We start from the raw sequence: 18,085 nt of genomic DNA on the forward strand, positions 1-18,085 counted from the left end.
TGCGGCTACTGGTTCTGGCCTCCCAGGACGAAGAGGAGGTAGACGAAGAAGGCGAAGAGGTGACCGACGAACAAGTAGGCGATCAGCCGGATGATCAGGCCGCGCGGGAACTTGGACTCGAAGCGGGCCCGTAGGGTCGCGGGCGCGGGCTTCTCGGCTTGGGACATGGGTACGGCTCCTCGGCTATCGGTGGTGCGTGGTCGGGGGCGTGGCGGGCGTGGGCGGGGTCGCGGGCGGGTTCGCGATCGGGTTCGTGGGCGCGGTCTTGGTGGCGCCGCCGAGGCAGAGTCCGGCCAGGCTGCTCTGCAGCAGCGTGTGGACGAAGAGCAGGTCGGCCCCACCCGCGGAGGCCGCGCCGATCCGGTGCGGAGTGAGCGAGTCGAAGTGCGCGCTGTCCCCGGGCTCCAGCAGGTGCTCGGCCTCGCCCAGGTGCAGCCGCAGCCGCCCTTCCAGGACGTACAGCCACTCCTCGCCGGGATGTACGCGGACCAGCTCGCCCTGGCTGCGGCCGTGGGGCACGTGCACGCGCAGGGCCTGCATCCCCCGACCGGAGCCGCCGGCCTGCCAGTACGTCCAGCCGTCGGCCTCGCGGGCGCCCGGACCGCCGGCCCGTACGATGGGATCGGCTACCGCAGGGGTCTCGCCGAGCAACTCGGAGACGGTCGTACCGTAGGTGCGGGCAAGTCCGAGCAGGAGCGGCAACGAGGGCTGGCGCCGGCCGGTCTCCAGGCGGGACAGGTGGGCGGGCGAGAGTCGGGCCCGTGCGGCGGCGGCCTCCAGGGTGAGCCCGGCACGACGGCGCAGGTCCCGTAGCTGCGGGGCGACGGCGGGCAGCTCGTCCGCCGGTTCGTCGGGACCGGCCGCGCCTTCGGGGCCGGTGTCGGATCCGGGTGTCATACACCGATTGAGCCAGAGTCTTGCCCGTCTGGCAAACCATCTTGCCTCTGAGGCAAGGCGCTGCTGTCGCGCGGCCCGACCTCACCTGTTCGAGGGCCCGCTGCCGGGCGAATGCGTCACCACGGTTGCGCGGGGTCCCGCGCCGTACAGGCTGGGAGCCACGGCACCGGATGACCTACGGCGAGGGACGATGATCGTATCGATGCTGTCCATGCCGGAGGGCACCCTGACCTGCGGGCACGTGTCGGAGGCCCGCGCGCGTCTCGCCACGTCCCGCTTCCTGTTCGTGGACGTGGAACTGCCCGAGGACGGCGCACCCGACGAACCCCCGCTCGCCCGCCTGCTCGGTCTGGAGGCCGAGGACCTAGCGTGGCTCGGGCGGAAGGGGGAATCCGCCCGGGCGGAGATCTTCGGGGAGAGCGGCGCGTTCGTCGTGCCCGCGGTCGACGTGGACCGGGTCATCCATGTCCACGCCCTGGTGACCGAGCGGTACCTCGTCACCGTGCACCGGGGGTCGGCTCCCCTGATCGGGAACGTCACCGCCCGATTCCCGCTCGAGAGCCCGCCGGACTCCGTGGCCATGCTGTTCCTGCTGCTGGACGAGGCCATGGAGACCTACCGCCGGGCCGCCGTCCAGGCCCTGCTGGAGGTGGAGGACCTGGAGGACGCCATGTTCCGGCGGCGCGGGCCCGAACAGCTCTACCGCCTGTCCCGACTGCGGCGCACCGCGGCCCTGCTGCACCACACCCTCCTCCCCTACCATCGGGTGGCGGAGGAAAGCGTCACGCGCCGGGTGATGAACCGCGGCTTCCACCAGGAACGCCAGCAGCTCGTCCGCGAGTACCGGCGCACCGCGAACCTGGTGCTCGCGGACATCGAGTCCCTCCAGGAGACCGCCCGCCGGGCCTTCGGCAGCTACTCCTCCCTGGTGTCCGGCGACCAGAACGGCGTGATCAACCGCCTGGCGGTGGTGTCGACGATCTTCCTGCCGCTGACCTTCCTGACGGGGTTCTTCGGCATGAACTTCGCCTACCTGACCGACGAGCTGGAGAGCGGAGCCGTCTTCTGGCTGCTCGCCGTGGGCCTCCAGGTGGTCTTCCTGCTCGTGGCCCTCTACGTCCTCCACCGCAACCGCCTGTGGCGGATGCTGCGCGAGGACGACAGCGATCCCGACGACGAGTAGCCGTACCGGGGCGCCGTTTCCGGCGCCGGTGCACGACCGTGGTGCTCATTCGGTGGCGAGTGCCGGACGGGCGGGCCGGGGTCCCACCCGTCCGCGGGGCGGCCGGGCCGACTTCAGCACCGCTGCCCGGGCCCGATGACCTCGCGTCCCCACGGGTCGCTACCGATCCACCTGTACTAGTGCTGTGGCCGGAAAGGTTTGCCGGTTCGCGGCGTTCGGTGCGGTGCATCGCAAGGCGGAAGGCCGCGGCTCGTACTGGACGTACTTGCGCGGTCCGACAACGCGGCGAGGTGCCGTACCGGGCGTCGTGAGCCGGTGAACCTTTCCGGCCACAGCACTAGTAGGGCTTGGTCAGGTTGGGGTTGGTGTGGGTATGCCGCGGTGGCAGGTGGGGCATGCGCCGGTCCATGTCGCGAGGAGGGTTTGTAGCTCGCGGACGACTTGGTAGAGGCTCAGGCCGGCGCCATGTCTTTTGGGGCTCTGGCCAGTCGTTGCAGGGTGCAGAAGGCGTGGGCGACGGATACGAGGGTGACGTGGTGGTGCCATCCGTTCCAGGTGCGTCCCTCGAAGTGGGCAAGTCCCAGGGCCTGTTTCATCTCGCGGTAGTCGTGCTCGATGCGCCAGCGGAGCTTGGCCAGGCGGACCAGGGTGGTCAGCGGGGTGTCGGCGGGCAGGTCGGAGAGCCAGAACTGAACGGGTTCGCCCTGGTCGGCCGGCCACTCGGCCAGCAGCCAGCATGCGGGCAGTTCCGGGCCCTCGACCGTGTGGCGGACCTCGCGACCGGCAGGCCGGATCCGCAAGGCCACGAACCGCGAGTACATCCGCTTGAAGCCGCTGCGGCCGGTGCCGGGCCGGGAGCCCTCACGCCATTGCACTGGCTTCGCCGTCTTCCGGCCGGCCGCGATGACCAGCTGTTTCACCGACTGCGGCTTGTCCGGGTACTTCGCCACGGGTGGCCGTCCGTTCCCGGAGTAGGGCTCGGTCACCGGCACGGCTTCGCCGGGCTGGGCCGAGAGGGTGGTGGAGATCCCCACCATGTAGTTGAGGCCGCGGGCCTGCAGGCCGTGCCGGAATGCCGCCGCGTCTCCGTATCCGGCGTCCGCGACGGCCAGCGGCACCTCGATGCCCCACGAGCGGGTCTCATCCAGCATGTCCAGGGCCAGCTGCCATTTCTCCACATGCCCGGTGTCGTCGGGAATGCCGCAGGCGGTGCGGCGGGCGACCTTGGCCGGGTCCGCCTTCGGCGAGGCGGGGTCCCAGGCCTCGGGCTGGAACAGCCGCCAGTTGACCGCCACCGAGGCGTGGTCCGAGGCCAGGTGCAGGGAGACGCCCACCTGGCAGTTGGTGACCTTGCCCGCAGTGCCGGTGTACTGCCGCGAGACACACGCCGAGGCATTGCCGTCCTTGAGGAAGCCGGTGTCATCGAAGATCAGCACGGTGGGCCGGATCGCCTTCTCCATGCTCCAGGCCAGCCGGGCCCGCACATGCGCGGGGTCCCACGGGCTGGTGGTGATGAAGTGGGCCAGGGCCTGACGGTTCCCGTCCTCGCCCAGCCGGGCGGCCATCGGCTCGACCGACTTGCGCTGCCCGTCCGTGAGCAGGCCCCGCAGGTAAACCCGCCCCCACCGACGCTGATCCTTACGCGCGAACGGCTCGAAAACCTCCGCCGCGAAGTCCTCCAACTCGCCACGTACAGCTGCAATTTCCTCCGGCGTCACACGTCTTGAACGACTCACCGAGCCCTTAGGACACGCAACACCAGCCCCAACCTGACCAAGCCCTACTAGCGGGAGTGCGCCGCCAGGACCGTAGCCACCGTGTTCGCCTCGGCCGCCGGCTTGTCCGGGCGGTGGCGCAGGACGCGGGCGAAGCGGAGGGTCACTCCGGCCGGGTAGCGGGAGGAGCGCTGGAGGCCGTCGTAGGCGATCTCCACGACCAGTTCCGGGCGGACCCGGACGGTGAAGCCGTCGTCCTCGACCGCCAACTCGCGCAGCCGCTGCGTCTGCCAGCGCAGCATCTCGTCGGTGAGCCCCTTGAAGGTCTTGCCGAGCATGGCGTACGACCCGTCGCCGGTGGGCGCCCCCAGGTGCAGGTTGGAGAGCAGGCCGGTGCGCCGCCCGTGGCCCCATTCCGCGGCGAGGACCACCAGGTCGAGGGTGTGCACCGGTTTCACCTTGAGCCAGTGTTTGCCGCGCCGGCCGGCGGCGTAGGACGAGTCCAGTGACTTGACGACGACCCCCTCGTGGCCCCGGCGCAAGGTCTCGGCCCAGAACTCCTCGGCCCGGGCGCCCTGCTCCCCCGGGTCCTCGACGGCGAGGCGGCGGACCCTGGCGCCCTCGGGAACGAGCGCGGTCAGGGCCGCGTACCGCTCGCGCACCGGCAGGTCGAGCAGGACGTCCTCGCCCACGGCCAGGACGTCGAAGAAGTAGGGGGCGACCGGGAGCGTGCGCCGGGCGGCGTCCACGTCGACCCGGGAGCCGACCCGGCTCGCGATCTCCTGGAAGGGGACGGGGCGGCCGTCCGCCGCCCGTCCGATGACCTCCCCGTCGAGGATGAACCGCTCCCCCGGCAGCGACCGGGCCAGTTCCGCCACCTCGGGCAGCCGTCCCGTGATCTCGTCCAGGGAGCGCGTGTAGATCCGTACGTCGTCGCCGTCGCGGTGGACCTGGACCCGGATCCCGTCCAGCTTCTCCTCCACCGCGCACGGCCCGAGCACCTCCAGTGCCTCGGCGACCGACTTCGCCGTGCCGGCCAGCATCGGCTGGACGGGCTGTCCCACGCGCAGCGTGACCGTGCGCAGTGCCTGCGCGCCTTCGGCCAGTACGGCTGCCGCCACCCGGGGCAGCGAGCCGTCCAGCATCACCGCCCGGCGTAGCGCGGCGGCCGGTACGCCGGAGGCCGCGGCCACCCCTTCCAGGGCCACCGCGTCGAGCGCGCCCTGGCGCACCTCGCCGGACAGCAGGGCGCGCAGGAACGCCTGCTCGGCCCCGGTGGCCCGGCCCAGCAGGTCGCCAAAAATCCGGCCGCGCCGCTGCACGGACCCGGTGCCCGACACCGCGGCCAGTTCGCCGACCGCGGTGTCGACGTCACGGACGGTCAGGACGGGTTCCGCCGCCGGTGCGACGTCCTGGCCGAGCGTCCGCCAGCCGATGCCGGGGCGGCCCTGCGGGAGGCGCCCGGAGAGGTAGGAGATGACCAGGCCGGCCTCCTCGGGGGGCGCGGCGGCGAAGAGTTCGGCGAGCAGTGCGCTCTTGCGGGACCGGGCGGAGGCGTCGGCGACCTCCCGGGACACGCGCGCGACGTCGGCCAGCAGCATGCGGCCATCCTCCCGCCCGCGGACGCACCGCGCAGGTCGGTACCCAGTCGGCAGCAGGCCGGGGGCGCGTACCGCAGGTGCGGTACGCGCGGGGCCCGACCTACTCCTCGAGAAGGTGGACGGTTCCGCCTGTGGGGGCTCGGAGCCCGGGGAAAGGGCCCTTAGGGTGCCCATATGAAGCTCCGAATGCCCCGGCGCCGCCGAGACCGTCTGCTCGCGGGCGCCGCCGCGCTCGCGGTCGTGGCGGGGGCCGGTACGTGGACGGCCGCGTCCGCGACCGGTGACGAACCCGCCGTGCACCGCCAGGACCAGGTCGTGAACATGCCCGGCGCCGGGATCGACACCTCCTACTTCACGGCGGGCGGCGGTGCGGAAAGACGTCCCGCCGTCCTGCTCGGGCACGGTTTCGGCGGCAGCAAGGACGATGTCCGCGAGCAGGCCGAGCGCCTCGCCCGGGACGGGTACGCCGTCCTGACCTGGTCGGCGCGCGGCTTCGGCCGCTCCGAGGGCCGGATCGGCTTGAACGACCCCGCGTACGAGGTCAAGGACGTCTCCCGGCTCATCGACTGGCTCGCGGCCCGGCCCGAGGTGAAGCTCGACGCGGCCGGCGATCCGCGCGTCGGCGTCTCCGGGGCCTCCTACGGCGGCGCGGTCTCGCTGCTGGCGGCCGGTCACGACCCGCGGGTCGACGCGATCGCCCCGCAGATCACCTACTGGAACCTCGCCGACGCCCTCTTCCCGAACGGCGTGTTCAAGAAGCTCTGGTCCGGCATCTTCTTCACCAGCGGGTCGACCGACGGGCTGCAGCGCGCCGTGCCCGGTCCGCGGCCGGACCCCTCGGCGGCGCCCGGCTGCGGACGGTTCCAGCCCGAGGTCTGCGCGATGTACGAACGCGTCGCGGTGGCGGGCAAGCCCGATGCCGAGGCCCGCACCCTGCTGGAGCAACGCAGTCCGTCGGCCGTCGGCGACCGGATCAAGGTGCCGACCCTGATCGTGCAGGGCCAGGACGACTCCCTCTTCCCGCTGGACCAGGCCGATGCCATGGCCGAGGCCATCGCGGCGAACGGCGCGCCCGTCTCCGTGGACTGGGCCGCGGGCGGGCACGACGCCGGGATGCGCGAGGCCGACCGGGTCGAGGCCCGGGTGGCGGCCTGGTTCGACCGCCACCTCAAGGGGGACGGGGCCGCCGACACCGGCCCGGCGTTCCGGGTCACGCGCTCCGGGGGCATCGACTCCACCGACGGCACGGTCACCCTGCGCGGCGCGACCGGCGACCGGTATCCCGGGCTGGAATCCGGCCCTCGGGAGTTCGTCCTGACGGGCCCGGAGCAGACCTTCGCCAATCCGGCGGGCGGCGCGCCCCCCGCCCTGTCCTCGCTCCCGGGCATCGGCGGGCAGCTCGCCGCCTTCGGGGCCGGGCTCTCGCTGGACTTCCCCGGGCAGAACGCCCGGTTCGAGTCGGCGCCGCTGGCCGAGGACGTGACGATCACTGGTGCACCGACCCTCACCCTCAAGGTGAGGTCGAGTGCCGCGGACGGCTCGGCCGTGCTGTTCGGCAAGGTGTACGACGTGGGGCCCGACGGCCGTCAGCAGGTGCTGCCGAGCCAGCTGGTCGCCCCCGTGCGGGTGGAGAACGCGCAGGAGGGCGCCACCGTGCGGCTGCGGCTGCCCGCGATCGACCACTCCGTCGAGGCCGGACACCGGCTGCGGCTGGTGATCGCCGCGACCGACCTCGGCTACGCGACCCCGGCTGCCCCGGCCACCTACACCGTCGCCGTGCAGGGCCCGCTTACCGTGCCCGTCGCCGCGGATGTGCGGACGGCCGCGGCCGGGCTGCCCGCCTGGATCTGGTGGCTGCCACTGGGCGCGGTGGCCCTGGCCGCGGCGCTGCTCGGGATCCGACGGACCGGCCGGGGCGCCGGCGGGTCGGGGCCGGGCGCCTCGCAGCCGGACCCTGCACTGGCCGACGTACCCCTGGAGATCACCGGGCTGACGAAGCGCTACGCGAAGGCGCAGGACCGGTACGCGGTGCGGGACCTGTCCTTCCGCGTCGAGAAGGGGCAGGTGCTGGGACTGCTCGGGCCCAACGGCGCCGGGAAGACCACCACCCTGCGGATGCTGATGGGGCTGATCTCGCCGGACGCCGGGGAGATCCGGGTGTTCGGGCACGCGGTACGGGCCGGGGCGCCCGTGCTGTCCCGGGTCGGGGCCTTCGTGGAGGGCGCCGGATTCCTCCCGCACCTGACGGGCCGCGCCAATCTGGAGCTGTACTGGCGGGCCACCGGCCGCCCGGCCGAGGACTCGCACATGGCGGAGGCCCTGGAGATCGCCGGGCTCGGCGACGCGCTGGAGCGCGCGGTGCGCACGTACTCGCAGGGCATGCGCCAGCGCCTGGCGATCGCGCAGGCCATGCTCGGCATGCCGGACCTGCTGATCCTCGACGAGCCGACGAACGGTTTGGACCCGCCGCAGATCCGGGAGATGCGCGACGTGATGATCCGCTACGCCGCGGGCGGGCGGACGGTCATCGTCTCCAGCCACCTCCTGTCGGAGGTGGAACAGTCCTGTACCCACCTGGTGGTCATGGACCGCGGGCAGCGGGTCGCGGCGGGCGAGGTCTCCGAGATCACCGGCGGCGGGGACACGCTCCTGGTGACGCTGGCGGAGCCGGTGGACGAGGTGAGCGTCGAGAAGGTGGCGGCGCTGGAGGGAGTGGGTTCCGTGGTGGCCGCCGATGACGGGCTGCTCGTACGGCTCGAAGGCGCGACGGCCGCGGGGCTGATCGCCGAACTCGTACGGCTGGAGGTACCGGTGAGCGGAGTGGGACCGCACCGGCGACTGGAGGACGCGTTCCTCACCCTGATCGGAGGTGCGGCGTGAGTACGGCGACGACGGCGCGGGAGGTGGCTCCCGGTTACCGGGCGAGCCGTACGCTGCCGCTGCGCGTGGAGGCGCTGCGGCAGTGGCGCCGCCGGCGGACGCTGGTGATGGGCGGGGTGCTGGCCGCGCTGCCCGTCATCTTGATGATCGCGTTCGCGGTGGGCGGCGGGCCGGGCAGCCGGGGCGGCGGGAACGGCCGCATCACCCTGATCGACACGGCCACGGCCTCGGGCGCGAACTTCGCCGCGACCTGCCTGTTCGTCTCGGCCGGCTTCCTGCTGGTGGTGCCGGTGGCGCTGTTCTGCGGGGACACCGTGGCCTCGGAGGCGAGCTGGTCCTCGCTCCGCTACCTGCTGGCCTCGCCGGTACCCCGGGCCCGGCTGCTGTGGAGCAAGTTGGTGGTGGCGCTGGGCTTCAGCCTGGCGGCGATGGTGCTGCTGCCGGTGGTGGCGCTGGCGGCGGGCACGGCCGCGTACGGGTGGGGGCCACTGAAGCTCCCGGCGGGCGGGGCGCTGGCGGCCGGGGACACCGTGCCGCGGCTCGCGCTGGCCGTGGCCTTCGTCTTCGTCTCGCAGCTGGTGACGGCGGGGCTGGCGTTCTGGCTGTCGACGCGGACGGACGCCCCGCTGGGCGCGGTGGGCGGGGCGGTCGGGCTGACGATCGTCGGCAATGTGCTGGACGCCGTGACGGCCCTCGGGTCGTGGCGGGAGTTCCTGCCGGCGCACTGGCAGTTCGCGTGGGCGGACGCGCTGCAGCCCCAGCTCGAGTGGGGCGGGATGGTCAAGGGAGCGGTGGTGTCGGCGTCGTACGCGCTGGTGCTGTTCGCACTCGCCTTCCGCGGGTTCTCCCGCAAGGACATCGTGTCCTGATGCGCCACGGACGGCCCACGGCCCACGGCCCGCAGCCCGGGGACTTCCGGGCCGTGGGCCGTGGGCCGTCCGTGGCGATGCGGCCGCGTTCGCCCGCCCGATGGGGGGCAACGCGCGCCGGGTGAGCGGGCGCCCTCCGTGGAGAAGGGCGCCTTGGCCGTCGTCGGCGCCTCCTACTCGCCGGACACCGGCGAGGTGGACGTCCTGACGGGGGCACCCGTCCGGGCGGTCACTCGGGCCCCCGCGCCCCCGGGATCGCAGCGATCGCGGCCAGCAGTTCGGCGTCCAGCGGGCGGTCGGCGACGGCCGCATTGGCGCGTACCTGCTCGGCGGAGGTGGCTCCCGCGATGACGGAGGCACAGCCGGGCCGGGCGGAGAGCCAGCCGATGGCGAGTTCGAGGACGGTCCGGTCGTGCTTCTCGGCGAGCGCGGCCAGCGCTTCGACGACGTCGAGGCGCTCCTCGGTGAGGTACGAGTCGCGGCCTTCGAGCCGGGAGCCGGCTGGTACGGGCGCACCCCTGCGGATCTTGCCGGTCAGCAGGCCGTTGGCGAGCGGGAAGTACGGGAGCACTCCGACGCCGTAGTGGAGGGCGGCCGGGACCAGCTCCCGCTCGACCGACCGCTCCAGCAGCGACCACTCGTTCTGCGCCGATACGAAGGGGACCGCGCCGGTCTCGCGGGCGACGTGGGCGGCTTCGGCGAGCTGCCAGCCGGTGAGGTTGGAGTGGCCGATGTACCGGACCTTGCCTTCGGCGACGAGCTCGGTGAGCGCGGCCAGGGTCTCGGCGATCGGGGTGGCCGGGTCGGGGCTGTGCAGCTGGAAGAGGTCGATGTGGTCGGTGTCGAGGCGGCGCAGGGACTCCTCGACGGCACGCCGGATGTAGGCGCGGCCGCCTCGGGAGCCGGCGGCGGGTCCGTACTTCATGTCCACGCCGTCGTAGCCGAACTTGGTGGCGAGGACGACCTGGTCGCGACGGCCCTTGAGGGCCTGCCCGAGGTGGACCTCGGAGCCGCCGGCACCGCCGTAGATGTCGGCGGTGTCCAGCAGGGTGATGCCCGCGTCCAGGGCGGCGTCGACGACGGCGCGGGTGGCCTGGGCGTCCAGTCGGCCACCGAAGTTGTTGCAGCCGAGACCGACGGCGGAGACCTGGAGTCCGGAACTGCCCAGGGGGAGATAGCGCATGCGTTTCGTTCCTCCGACTCGACGAGTACATGATCAACTGGGCGTCCAGTCTAGGCGTCCGGCCGGCGCGCCGGACCGGAATCCCGGCAGCGGGCCGTGAACGCCGTGTGACACGTGCGGGCCCCGTCCCCCGCCGGCCGTCCGGCCCGCCCCCGGTCATTCGGCCGCACGGATCACGGCGTCGCCGCACCGGTCGCGGCCGCGTTCCGACCGGAGTTCCCCGTCCCGACCGGGGCGGGAGTCAGCCCGACCCGAAGCACGCCGGGCCGGCAGGCGGGCACACTGCCCAGATGTTGATCAGACGAGAATCCCCCGCCGACCTGGCCGCTGTCCGTGCGGTGACGATCGCTTCCTCCTACGAGCCGTACGAGGAGGAGCCGGTGGAGGTGATGCTGCGGGACGCATTGCAGCAGGGTGAGGACTGGATCCCGGCGCTCTCCCTGGTGGCCGAGGACGTGGACGGCGCGATCATCGGCCATGCTCTGTGCACCCGGGGCCGAATCGGTACCGTCCGAGTACCCAATCTCAGCCTGCTCGGTGTTCACGGCGAGCATCGCCGGCGCGGTTGCGGAACGGCCCTGGTCCACGCCGCTCTCGCTGCGGCGGACGCCCTCGACGCCCCGATGGTCGTTGTCCTCGGTGACCCCGACTTCTTTGGGCGGTTCGGCTTCCGACCGAGCACTGACTTCGGAATCGTCGGCGAGGAACTGGCCTGGGAGCACCTGTTCCAGATCCGCACCCTGTCCGCCTACGATCCGTCCGTACAAGGTGAATTCGTCTACCCGGAGCCGTTCGGCAACGTCTGACGCCGACGCCGCAGCGAAGTGGGATCCGGCCCGGCGCGGTTGCGGGGGGGCGGAGACCTGGCGAACGGCCAGTGGGCCCGGTTGGGGCCGCTGCTGCCACGGGGGGATCAACCGGGCCGGTCGCCATCCTCAACGAGTGGCCGTGACGGGCACCCTGTTGAGACCATGCGCCGGTGAACTCAGGACTCCCCGCCGGATGGACGATCGAACACGTACGCGCTCTTTCCGGAGACCCGAGCGCTGCCCCGCTCTCCTCGGATCGGCTCGTTGCCGTCGAGGTCGCCGGTCGGGACGACCACGAGCTGCTCCAACCCGATGTGATTCTTGCGTTCCACGAACTGTGCCTCGTGCGGGACGGCGGTGAGTGGTTCATGGGTCAGCTCGACGCTGACGGCTCAGTGATCTGCTGGGCCTCCTACGGATCCGACCTGGCCGGGGCCATCCGCAGCCTCTGAACGACACCCCGCGACGACCGCATCTCCAGCCACCTTTCACAACGGGCTCTAGACGAGGCGGGTGGCGCCCGGGGACGGTGCTGCCGTCGTGATGCGGGGCGGGGTGAAGCCCGCGCGGCGGAAGGCGTCCGTCACGGCCCGGGTCACCGACCGCTCGGCGTCCGCGTCGATCAGGGACAGTGCCGAGCCACCGAAGCCGCCGCCCGTCATCCGGGAGCCGTAGGCACCCGCCGCGTCCGCCGTGGAAACCGCCAGGTCCAGCTCCGGGCAGGACACCTCGTAGTCGTCGCGCAGCGAGCGATGGCCTTCCGTCAGTAGGGGTCCCGTCTCGCGCAGTCGGCCCGCGCGCAGCAGTTCCTCGACGCGCAGGACCCGCTGGTTCTCGGTCACGACGTGCCGGACGCGCCTGCGCCCGACCGGGTCCTCCAGGCGGGCCAGGGCCTGCTCCAGCTCCTCGTGCGGGAGGTCGCGCAGGGCGGGCAGGCCCAGGGCCGCGGCCGCGCGGTGGCAGGAGGCCCGGCGCTCGGTGTAGGCCCCGTCGGAGAGTGCGTGCTTGACCCGGGTGTCGATGACGAGGAGGCGCAGGCCGGCCGCCGCGCAATCGAAGGGGATGTGGCGCTGGTCGAGGCTGCGGGTGTCCAGGTGGAGGGCGTGCCCCCCGGTGGCGCAGGCCGAGGCCGTCTGGTCCATGATCCCGCAGGGGACACCGACGTACGCGTTCTCGGCGCGCCGGGCGAGTGCGGCCAGTTCGGGGCGGGTGAGCGGGATCCCGTACAGGTCGGTGAGGGCCAGCGCGGTGGCCACTTCCAGGGCGGCGGAGGAGGACAGGCCGGCGCCGGTCGGTACGTCGGACCGTACGTGCAGATCGGCGCCGCCGACCGGAAGTCCGGCGTCCCACAGGGCCCAGGCGACCCCGGCGGGGTAGGCGGCCCAGCTCGCGGCGCCCTGCGGCGGGCGCGCCGGGTCGAGATCTGCGAGATCGAGGCTAACCGTGCCGGAGGGGACCTCGGTGGAATGGACCCGCAGGATCCGGTCGGTGCGCCGGGCCGCGGCCACCTCGGTGCGCTGCGGGAGGGCGAAGGGCAGGACGAAGCCGTCGTTGTAGTCGGTGTGTTCGCCGATCAGGTTGACCCGGCCCGGGGCCGCCCAGACCCCCTCGGGCGGGTACCCGTACAGCTGTTGGAAACCGTCCTGTGTCGACCGGGTCACGCGCTCGCCACCTCCCGCAGCCGCGCGGCCGCGTCCTCGGGCCGGACGTCGTTCATGTAGGCCTCCATGCCGGATTCGGTCCCGGCCAGGTACTTCAGTTTGTCCGCCGTCCGACGGATCGTGAAGAGCTCCAGGTGGAGCGCGAAGTCGGCCCGGCCCTCGCCGGCCGGCGCCTGGTGCCAGGCGGAGATGTACGGGGTCGGCTCGGGCCGGTCGAAGAGCCGGTCGAAGCGGCGCAGGAGCTCCAGGTAGACCCCGGGGAACTCGGCGCGGGCCCCGTCGCCGAGGGCGGGCAGGTCGGGGACGCGGTGGCGCGGGTAGAGGTGGACCTCGTACGGCCAGCGCGCCGCGTAGGGCACGAAGGCGGTCCAGTGCTCCGTTTCGAGGACGACGCGGGTGCCTTCGGCGCGCTCGGCGGCCAGGACCTCCTCGAAGAGGTTGCCGCCGGTGCGTTCGCGGTGGGCGGCGACGGTGGCGAGCATCCGGGTGGTGCGCGGGGTGACGAAGGGGAAGGCGTAGATCTGGCCGTGCGGATGCCCGAGGGTGACGCCGATCTCGGTGCCGCGGTTCTCGAAGCAGTAGACCTGCCGGACGCCCTCGCGGACGGAGAGTTCGGCGGTGCGGTCGCTCCAGGCGGCGAGGACGAGCGCGGCGCGTTCCTCGTCGAGGTCGGCGAAGGAGGTCAGGTGGTCGGGGGTGAAGCAGATGACCTCGCAGCGACCGGTGTCGCCGGCGAGGGAGGGGAAGCGGTTCTCGAACACGGCCACCTCGTAGTCGGGCGCCGGGATCTCGCTCGCGCGGCCCTCGGTGGAGGGGCACAGCGGGCAGGCGTCGGCGGGCGGGTGGTAGGTGCGGCCCTGCCGGTGGGAGGCGATGACGACCCGGTCGCCGAGCAGCGGATCGCGCCGTACCTCGGAGCTGCTCGCGGTGGCGGACGCGTCGAGCGGACGCGTGTCGGGGACGGCGCGTGCGGCGCCGTCGCCGGTGTCGTAATAGAGGATCTCGCGGCCGTCGGCGAGGCGGGTGCTCGTGCGCTTCACGGAAGGAACTCTCTCACTACGGGGTGACGACCGTGGTGCGGCCGGGGTCGGGCTGGTCGCGCAACGGCAGGACGGTGCCGGGGCGCTCCAGTTCGAGAACGATGATCTCGTTCCCGTCCGCCGGGTCGTGCCACGGGGGTCTGGGGGCGTGGGGCCGTGGGGCGCGTGCTGCGGGCCCGGGCCCGGAGACCGGCCCCCGGCACCCGGCGGGGTTGCTCCCGCACCTGACGGTCCGCTCGAGGGCGCGTCCGCACCGCAGGTCGGTGGTCGCCCCGTCCGCGACGGTCGCGACGCCCGCGGCCGGCCCCTCGCGTCCGCGGTCACCGGCGGGAACGTCAATGCGTGCACGCCGTTCGGGGCCGCGGCGGCCCGGATCCGCATCAAGCGGTGCGGGCCGGAACGGCCTGGATCCGCATCAAGCGGTGCGGGCCGGAACGGCCTGGATCCGCATCAAGCGGTGCGGGCCGGAACGGCCTGGATTCGGCACCGGTCCCCGAAGGGCTCGGCGCTGGTGGCACCGGGTGACGGGGACACGGCCGGCAGGACCGGGAGACCGCGCTTGTCCGCCGCGGCGGACCCGCACTACGGTGCCGGTGTGGACCTCTTCACCCGTTCCTGGACGGCGTTGCGCACGACGGTCGCCGAGATCGCCGTGGGCGACTGCCTCGGCGCGTACGTCCTGGAGCGGACGCTGCACCACCTCGACCTGATCGCCCACCTCCCGGACGCGCGGACCCGGCCGCCGAACGAGAGCCCGGCCCGCTCCGACGCCCTGCTGGAGCGGATCGCCGGGGCGGCGTTCCCCCCGTCGTTCACCGACCGGAACGCGCTCCTGGTCGGCACCGGTCGCAGCGCGCCCACCGACGCACGGCGGACCGAACTGCGCGAGGTGGCGGTGAGGTCCCCGCTCGTCCTGAGCTGACCCGCCCCCGCAGCAAAGGGGACCGGGCCGGCCCTGGTCACGGGGTGCTGAGGGCGCTCAAGGCGGTCGAGGTGCTCGTTCCGCTGAACGGATGCAGTCGTGGAGCAGCCGGGCATCCTCAGGGATCACAGTGGCCCCATTTCACGTTGAACCGTCAAGAGGTGCGCTCCGCACCGCTGGCCCCTGGTACGAGGAGGATCCGATGCATGCCGCCGAGGAGAACCGGCAGGAGCTGGACTCGGTCAGCGTTCTGAACGCGAAGAGGACGCTGCTCCAGCTGCTCGGTCGGGCGGGGGTCTCCGCCGACGATGCGCAGGGCCTGATCGCCCTGGTCGAGGCGGGCGCCCTGGCCGGCGCGTGCGAGGAGGTCGGCGCACTCGGGGGGTCCGTCCCCGAGGACAAGGGCGAGCCGTACGAGTCGGGCTGGCTGGACGGTGCCCGTGCCGTCGCCGAGGAGCTCGGGGGGATCGCCGAACGGGCACTGCGGCGAACCGTCGACCGCGACGGACCGAGCACCGCCGCGGCCGCCCGGCCACCGGTCGGGCGCATGGAGGTGGAACAGGCGAAGGCGGCCGTCACCCCCCTCTACCTCACCTTCACCGCCGTCTCCGACCTCGACCCCGAGGTCACCGAGGAGGTGCTCCGTGCCGTCCTCGCCACGATGACCCCCCGACAGAGGGCCCGGTACGCGGGCCGGCTTGCGGAATTCGCCGCAGCGCACCGGGCCCGTCTGGAGCGGTTGTACGTGGAGTACGGGCCCGGCAGTGCCACCGCCATCCACGGCCGCTACTCCCTCCTGCACTCCGCCACCAGCATCGCCGTGCTGGAGCGGCTCGCCACGCCCGCGGCCGCCCTGCGGGAGGAGTGGGAGGCCGCCGAGCTGCCACCCGCCTGGCTGGACGGTCCCATGAGGGCCTGGGACGCGGTGGGCTGAGCCGCGGCGCCAGCCTCGGCGCCCGTCATCCCCGCCGACGCTCCCGGCCCTGCTGTCGGGTGGTACGCGGCCCTACTCGGCGCGGGACGCGTTGTCGGAGGGGCGCTCTAGCATGGGCCGCTCCTGATCATCCCCGGGCCGCGCAGTCGGTGACGCTGCCTCGGCCCCGCGCGAGGAGCCGCACCATGCCGTCCAGCACCGCCCCCCGGCCGCCGTACGTCGTCCCCTGCGCGGAATCGGCAGGTTCAGGGGCGCGGTACGCCCTCGTCGGCGCCGACGGGCGGCTGGTTCGGGCGCCGGAGTTGAGCGCGGTCGGGGCGTTCCACCCGGACGGCCGGGGCGGGTTCGTCGCCCCCGCCGCCGACCTGGAGGGCCGGTGCGGCTACCTCGACCACGACGGTGCGTGGCTGGCCGAACCGGCGCTTCCCTACACCGAAACGTTCGAGGCCGACGGGCTCTCCCGGTTCCGGGCGGAGGACGGCCGCTGGGGCTACGCCGGGACGGACGGAACGCCGGTCATACCGGCGACACTGACGGAGGCCCACGTGTTCCGCCACGGCCTGGCCGCCGCCCGCACCGAGGACGGGACGGGCTACATCGACACCACGGGCCGCTTCGTGATCCGCCCGCAGTACGCCGCGGCGGGGTGGTTCGCGCCGAACGGGCTCGCCGGCGTGCGGATGGCCGACAGCGGGCGCTGCGGCTACATCGACCGCGCGGGCCGTACGGTCGTCGAGCCGCGGTTCGACGGGGCGAGGCCCTTCGGCCCCGACGGCGCGGCGCCCGTGCGGGTGGGCGGCCTGTGGGGCCTGATCGACGAGAAGGGGGAGTGGATCGTCGAACCGTCCTTCCGGATGCTCAACGCCTTCCACGCAAACGGCCTCGCCCACGTCCTGGGCGGTACCGTCGGCAACCACTTCCGCGGCTTCCTGAACGGCCGCGGCGAGGTGGTGATCAAGGCGAACGACCGGATGTCCGAGGACTTCCGGTGCGGACTGGTGCGCATCGACAACGGCTACGCGCACGGCTACCTCGACGCCGCCGGTGAGGAGGTCATCGAGCGGGAGTACGAGTGGGCCGAGGACTTCGACGCCGCCGGAGCCGCAGTGGCCCATTACCTCGAACCCATGGACGATGACGCCCCCGAGGACGCCCCCGAGGGCGCCCCCGACGAAGATCGTGCCGCCGACCGCCCCTGCGGGCGGGCGTGGGGGGTCCTTCGCTCAGACGGACGGTTCGTCCCGGTCCACCATCTAGAGCCCCTCACCGACGAAGAGGGCTGGGTCCTCGGATTCGGCTTCGGGACCGGACTCGCCGCGTTCGTCACCCGCGGCGGCGGGGTCGCCCACGTGGACCGCGACGGCACGGACGTCTGCCGGGTCGAGGCCACCGCTGACGGCGGCGCCCTACGCCTGGTGAACCGGGCCGGGACGATCCTCTGGGAATCCACCGCGGCCGAGGGCACGTTCGCGTCCGTGGAGCCCGCCCACTGCCAAGAGGCGCACTCGTACCTGGTGTACCCCGGTGCCCCGGAACGGGACGTCGCCGACCTCGCGGGCGAGCTGCTCGCTGCCGAGCCCCGCCCCTTCGAACCCTGCTCGCTGATCTTCGACGACAGGGAGGACCCGTACGAGCCCGCCGAGCCCGAGGACGACCCGGACGCCGACGGCACCTCGTTCGGCGCGATGAGCGTGGTCGCCCGGACCTTCCTCTACGCCGAGCACCAACACGACTTCTCCTTCCTCCAGGACTGGACGTCCGAACGCTTCGGTGAGATCGAGCACGACGTCATCGGCCGGCTCACCGCCCGCTTCGGCGACCCGCTCCCGGGAGTCGAGCTGTGCCTGCGCTCCGGCGACGGCGAGTCGTCCACGGTGTGGCGGGTCGGCACGCAGCAACTGGTCCTGCAGTCGTACTGCCTGGTCGGCGACGGGGACATGGAGATCCAGCTCTGGCTCGCCGCCGTCGCGCCGTCCGCCGAAGACGCCCAGCCGTCGCCGTAGCCGTAGCCGTAGCCACCGGCCGTACCGGCGCGGTGGGTCGGGTGGTGGCCGTGAACTCCCGCCCCTCCTGCTCCGTCAACCTCCGGACCCTGACGGGTGGCGCCACCCCTGCTCACGGAGCCCGGTCAGAGCGGCGGCGAGAGCGACGGTGGTGGCTGCGACGACCGCCGCCGATCGGGTGGTACGAGGCATGTTCTCTCCCAAGTACTCGGGGGCATACCGGCGATGCGGCACCAGGCCGGCGACGCCCGCCAGGTGCCGGCAAGCAGCTGAACACAGTCCGGCCCCTCTCTGTCAGAACGCCGATTCGGCCATGGGGGCCCGGACTGTCCGGGGGCGGAGCGCAGAACGGATCGGGCGCCCGTGCACGGCGATCGGCGTGGACCGG

The 18,085-nt window shown here is 73.0% G+C and carries 15 protein-coding genes; 8 read left to right on the top strand and 7 right to left on the bottom strand.

Annotated elements, in window-relative coordinates:
* Window positions 1-5: 5 nt before the first annotated feature.
* Both OG207_RS02370 and OG207_RS02375 read right to left on the bottom strand, forming a co-directional pair.
* Complete coding sequence (locus OG207_RS02370; RefSeq protein WP_266607711.1) at window positions 6-167, bottom strand: DUF6126 family protein; 162 nt, start codon at window positions 165-167, stop codon at window positions 6-8.
* 16 nt (window positions 168-183) lie between these two features.
* Complete coding sequence (locus OG207_RS02375) at window positions 184-897, bottom strand: helix-turn-helix domain-containing protein (protein WP_329095403.1); 714 nt, start codon at window positions 895-897, stop codon at window positions 184-186.
* Between the two features lie 190 nt (window positions 898-1,087).
* Between OG207_RS02375 and OG207_RS02380 the strand changes: the two genes are divergently transcribed.
* Window positions 1,088-2,080: a magnesium transporter CorA family protein gene (locus OG207_RS02380; protein ID WP_329095405.1), complete on the top strand. Its 993-nt coding sequence runs from the start codon at window positions 1,088-1,090 to the stop codon at window positions 2,078-2,080.
* 452 nt (window positions 2,081-2,532) lie between these two features.
* On the opposite strand, the gene OG207_RS02385 is transcribed toward OG207_RS02380, so the two are convergent.
* Both OG207_RS02385 and OG207_RS02390 read right to left on the bottom strand, forming a co-directional pair.
* Window positions 2,533-3,798 carry an IS701 family transposase gene (locus OG207_RS02385; RefSeq protein WP_329095407.1) on the bottom strand — a complete coding sequence of 422 codons (1,266 nt, stop codon included), beginning with the start codon at window positions 3,796-3,798 and terminating at the stop codon, window positions 2,533-2,535.
* A gap of 65 nt (window positions 3,799-3,863) precedes the next feature.
* Complete coding sequence (locus OG207_RS02390; RefSeq protein ID WP_329095409.1) at window positions 3,864-5,396, bottom strand: ATP-dependent DNA ligase; 1,533 nt, start codon at window positions 5,394-5,396, stop codon at window positions 3,864-3,866.
* Between the two features lie 174 nt (window positions 5,397-5,570).
* Here OG207_RS02390 and OG207_RS02395 point away from each other — a divergent pair, with 174 nt between their 5' ends.
* Both OG207_RS02395 and OG207_RS02400 read left to right on the top strand, forming a co-directional pair.
* The gene (locus tag OG207_RS02395) at window positions 5,571-8,276 is read left to right on the top strand and encodes an alpha/beta fold hydrolase (RefSeq protein ID WP_329095411.1); all 2,706 of its coding nucleotides are present in this window, start codon (window positions 5,571-5,573) and stop codon (window positions 8,274-8,276) included.
* Complete coding sequence (locus OG207_RS02400; protein WP_329095413.1) at window positions 8,273-9,145, top strand: ABC transporter permease; 873 nt, start codon at window positions 8,273-8,275, stop codon at window positions 9,143-9,145. The genes OG207_RS02395 and OG207_RS02400 overlap by 4 nt, the downstream gene beginning before the upstream one ends.
* Window positions 9,146-9,374: 229 nt before the next feature.
* On the opposite strand, the gene OG207_RS02405 is transcribed toward OG207_RS02400, so the two are convergent.
* A complete protein-coding gene (locus tag OG207_RS02405) occupies window positions 9,375-10,328 on the bottom strand; it encodes an aldo/keto reductase (RefSeq protein ID WP_329095415.1) in 954 nt (317 codons plus the stop codon).
* 290 nt (window positions 10,329-10,618) lie between these two features.
* Here OG207_RS02405 and OG207_RS02410 point away from each other — a divergent pair, with 290 nt between their 5' ends.
* Both OG207_RS02410 and OG207_RS02415 read left to right on the top strand, forming a co-directional pair.
* On the top strand, window positions 10,619-11,134 hold the full coding sequence (locus OG207_RS02410; RefSeq protein ID WP_329095417.1) for a GNAT family N-acetyltransferase: 516 nt from the start codon (window positions 10,619-10,621) through the stop codon (window positions 11,132-11,134).
* 173 nt (window positions 11,135-11,307) lie between these two features.
* Window positions 11,308-11,589 carry a hypothetical protein gene (locus OG207_RS02415; RefSeq protein ID WP_329095419.1) on the top strand — a complete coding sequence of 94 codons (282 nt, stop codon included), beginning with the start codon at window positions 11,308-11,310 and terminating at the stop codon, window positions 11,587-11,589.
* 48 nt (window positions 11,590-11,637) lie between these two features.
* On the opposite strand, the gene galK is transcribed toward OG207_RS02415, so the two are convergent.
* Both galK and galT read right to left on the bottom strand, forming a co-directional pair.
* Window positions 11,638-12,798, bottom strand: a complete 1,161-nt coding sequence (gene galK / locus OG207_RS02420) for a galactokinase (RefSeq protein ID WP_329095420.1) — start codon at window positions 12,796-12,798, stop codon at window positions 11,638-11,640.
* The gene (gene galT, locus OG207_RS02425) at window positions 12,795-13,838 is read right to left on the bottom strand and encodes a galactose-1-phosphate uridylyltransferase (RefSeq protein WP_329095422.1); all 1,044 of its coding nucleotides are present in this window, start codon (window positions 13,836-13,838) and stop codon (window positions 12,795-12,797) included. Before galT ends, galK begins: the two co-directional genes overlap by 4 nt.
* 559 nt (window positions 13,839-14,397) lie before the next feature.
* On the opposite strand from galT, the gene OG207_RS02435 reads away from it, so the two are divergent.
* The 3 genes from OG207_RS02435 (at window position 14,398) to OG207_RS02445 (ending at window position 17,697) form a co-directional block, all read left to right on the top strand.
* Window positions 14,398-14,760, top strand: a complete 363-nt coding sequence (locus OG207_RS02435; RefSeq protein WP_402695234.1) for a hypothetical protein — start codon at window positions 14,398-14,400, stop codon at window positions 14,758-14,760.
* A gap of 202 nt (window positions 14,761-14,962) precedes the next feature.
* Window positions 14,963-15,694, top strand: coding sequence for a hypothetical protein (locus tag OG207_RS02440; RefSeq protein WP_329095424.1), 732 nt, complete (start codon window positions 14,963-14,965; stop codon window positions 15,692-15,694).
* A gap of 185 nt (window positions 15,695-15,879) precedes the next feature.
* On the top strand, window positions 15,880-17,697 hold the full coding sequence (locus OG207_RS02445) for a WG repeat-containing protein (protein WP_329095425.1): 1,818 nt from the start codon (window positions 15,880-15,882) through the stop codon (window positions 17,695-17,697).
* Window positions 17,698-18,085: the final 388 nt, after the last annotated feature.

The sequence above is a fragment of the Streptomyces sp. NBC_01439 genome (assembly GCF_036227605.1).
In the GTDB taxonomy this organism is placed as follows: domain Bacteria; phylum Actinomycetota; class Actinomycetes; order Streptomycetales; family Streptomycetaceae; genus Streptomyces.

What these genes read in the sequence shown, in the direction of transcription:
- OG207_RS02445 (WP_329095425.1), top strand. Translation starts at nt 15,880, where the DNA reads ATGCCGTCCAGCACCGCCCCCCGGCCGCCGTACGTCGTCCCCTGCGCG.
- OG207_RS02370 (WP_266607711.1), bottom strand. Translation starts at nt 167, where the DNA reads ATGTCCCAAGCCGAGAAGCCCGCGCCCGCGACCCTACGGGCCCGCTTC.
- OG207_RS02440 (WP_329095424.1), top strand. Translation starts at nt 14,963, where the DNA reads ATGCATGCCGCCGAGGAGAACCGGCAGGAGCTGGACTCGGTCAGCGTT.
- OG207_RS02380 (WP_329095405.1), top strand. Translation starts at nt 1,088, where the DNA reads ATGATCGTATCGATGCTGTCCATGCCGGAGGGCACCCTGACCTGCGGG.
- OG207_RS02375 (WP_329095403.1), bottom strand. Translation starts at nt 897, where the DNA reads ATGACACCCGGATCCGACACCGGCCCCGAAGGCGCGGCCGGTCCCGAC.
- OG207_RS02405 (WP_329095415.1), bottom strand. Translation starts at nt 10,328, where the DNA reads ATGCGCTATCTCCCCCTGGGCAGTTCCGGACTCCAGGTCTCCGCCGTC.
- OG207_RS02395 (WP_329095411.1), top strand. Translation starts at nt 5,571, where the DNA reads ATGAAGCTCCGAATGCCCCGGCGCCGCCGAGACCGTCTGCTCGCGGGC.
- OG207_RS02410 (WP_329095417.1), top strand. Translation starts at nt 10,619, where the DNA reads ATGTTGATCAGACGAGAATCCCCCGCCGACCTGGCCGCTGTCCGTGCG.
- OG207_RS02390 (WP_329095409.1), bottom strand. Translation starts at nt 5,396, where the DNA reads ATGCTGCTGGCCGACGTCGCGCGCGTGTCCCGGGAGGTCGCCGACGCC.